This window comes from Pseudomonas sp. (assembly GCF_030696055.1).
Classification (GTDB): domain Bacteria; phylum Pseudomonadota; class Gammaproteobacteria; order Pseudomonadales; family Pseudomonadaceae; genus Aquipseudomonas.
Map to the genome: position 1 here is coordinate 1 of NZ_JAUYNP010000121.1, position 2,283 is coordinate 2,283.

Genomic DNA, 2,283 nt, shown 5'->3' on the forward strand with positions numbered 1-2,283 from the left:
AGGCACCAGCAGGGCGTTGCAGGATTGTTCGAAGCGAATCGGGCAAGCAAAGATGGCCTCGTACTCGCCGATCTCCACCCCTTGCGGCAGGGCATGCTCGAACCACACCTCCCGCGGTGAACTATCCGAATCGGCGATCCAGCGCGCATAGAGCAGCCAGGAAGCCAGCACGTTTTCCACCAGATGCCGGCGAATAGGTTCGGCCTGGTGGCGGCAGGTCCAGATCAGCTTGACGTGATCCGGCTCTGCCTCGATCCGACTGACGCCCATATCGCCCACCAGTTTTTCGTAGGGCACTATGCGGCTCATGGCCTCGCCCAGGGTGGCGCAGTTCATCGCGATATAGCCCAGCACGCTCCAGGAGCCGGGTTGCACGAAACGCGCGCAATGCAGGCCGAACAGCGGGTCGCCTGAGACCTGCAGCAGGTGGGCGAGCAGACGCTCATGGGTTTCGCTGGGAATGCGTCGGCCGTTGTCCGCCAGGTCCTCGGCAGTGAGGCCGGCCGCCGCCAGCGCCTGGTCGATATCCAGATCCAATTGCTCGGCATGGCGCAGGTACTTAAGCAGGGAGGGGACTGAGGTATAGCCGAGATTGTCGGTCATCTTCTTATTCTGAATGTCTTGATTGGCGATAGCGCCTGTCCCGATTCGACAGTGACGCCCTTGAGCGGCCAGCTAGTATAGGCAGCCATTGCAGGTGACTGAAATATCCGGGAGAAGCAGATGCGACGTTGGAACGGCTGGGGCGATGAAGCGACAGTGGTGGAACTACCGGCCCATGGCGAGGTTTTTCTCGCCGAACTGGTCGGGCCCGGCCAGCTGCTCGCCGATGCCAGCCTGGAACAGGTGTTGGCCCAGGTGCCGGCTTCGCGCCTGCAGGCTCATCCGCTGATCTGCCTAAACGCCGAGGACCGGGTGCGGCATGCCCGCGGCCAGAGCCTGCCGGACTGGCTGGCGATGCGCTCCGGCGACTTCGGCCAGTTCCCCGACGGCGTCGCCTACCCGGAAAGCCCGGTGCAGATCCGCGAACTGCTGGCCTGGGCCAGCGAGCAGGATTTGATTGTCATCCCCTATGGCGGCGGCACCTCGGTGGCCGGGCATATCAACCCGCAGGCCGGCAGCAAGCCGGTGCTGACCCTGTCGCTGGCGCGCATGGGCAAGCTGATCGAGATCGACCACGACAGCCTGATCGCCACCTTCGGCCCCGGCGCCAATGGCCCGCAGGTGGAAAGCCAGCTGCGCGCCCAGGGCTATACCCTCGGCCATTTCCCGCAGTCCTGGGAGCTGTCGACCCTGGGCGGTTGGGTGGCCAGTCGTTCCAGCGGCCAGCAGTCGCTGCGCTACGGGCGCATCGAGCAGCTGTTCGCCGGCGGCAAGGTCGAAACCTTCGCCGGCACCCTGGCGATTCCGACTTTCCCGGCCTCCGCCGCCGGTCCCGATCTGCGCGAAATCCTGATGGGTTCGGAAGGGCGCTTCGGCATCATCTCCGAGGTCAAGGTGCGTATCACCCGCCTGGCCGAGCAGGAAAACTTCTACTCGGTGTTTATGCCCAACTGGCAGCAGGCGCTGCTCGCCATCCGCAGCCTGGCCCAGGCGCGGGTGCCGCTGTCCATGCTGCGCCTGTCCAATGCCATCGAAACCCAAACCCAGCTGGCCCTGGCCGGCCATCCGCAGCAGATCGCCTGGCTGGAGAAATACCTGGCCCTGCGCGGCGCCCGTGACGGCAAGTGCATGCTGACCTTCGGCGTGACCGGCAATCGCCAGCAGAACGCCGCCTCGCTGAAACAGGCGAAGAAGCTGCTGAAGAGCTTTGGCGGCATCTTTACCGGCACCTTGCTGGGCAAGAAATGGGCGGAAAACCGCTTTCGCTTCCCCTACCTGCGCCACGGCCTGTGGGCCGCCGGTTACGCGGTGGACACCCTGGAAACCGCCACCGACTGGAGCAACGTCGACAGCCTGCTGAATAAGGTCGAGGCCAGCCTGCGCAACGGCCTGAGCGAGGAGGGCGAACAGGTGCATGTGTTCACCCACCTGTCCCACGTCTACAACGAAGGTTCGAGCATCTACACCACCTACGTGTTCCGCCCCGGCAACAGCTATGCCGAGGCCATGGCGCGCTGGCAGAAGCTCAAACATGCAGCAAGCCTGACCATCGCCGAGAACCGCGGCACCATCAGCCACCAGCACGGCGTCGGTCGCGATCATGCACCTTACCTGCCGGTGGAGAAGGGCGAGCTGGGCATGGCCACGCTCAAGGCCCTGGCCGGGCACTTCGACCCGGAG

Annotated in this window: 2 protein-coding genes; one reads left to right on the forward strand and one right to left on the reverse strand. The window is 64.7% G+C overall.

Annotation, left to right across the window (positions count from 1 at the left end; translation table 11 throughout):
• On the reverse strand, positions 1-603 hold a 603-nt coding region (locus tag Q8Q83_RS07245), incomplete at its 3' end, for an AraC family transcriptional regulator (RefSeq protein ID WP_305622423.1).
• A 120-nt stretch (positions 604-723) separates the two neighbouring features.
• Here Q8Q83_RS07245 and Q8Q83_RS07250 point away from each other — a divergent pair.
• On the forward strand, positions 724-2,283 hold a 1,560-nt coding region (locus Q8Q83_RS07250; RefSeq protein WP_305622425.1), incomplete at its 3' end, for an FAD-binding oxidoreductase.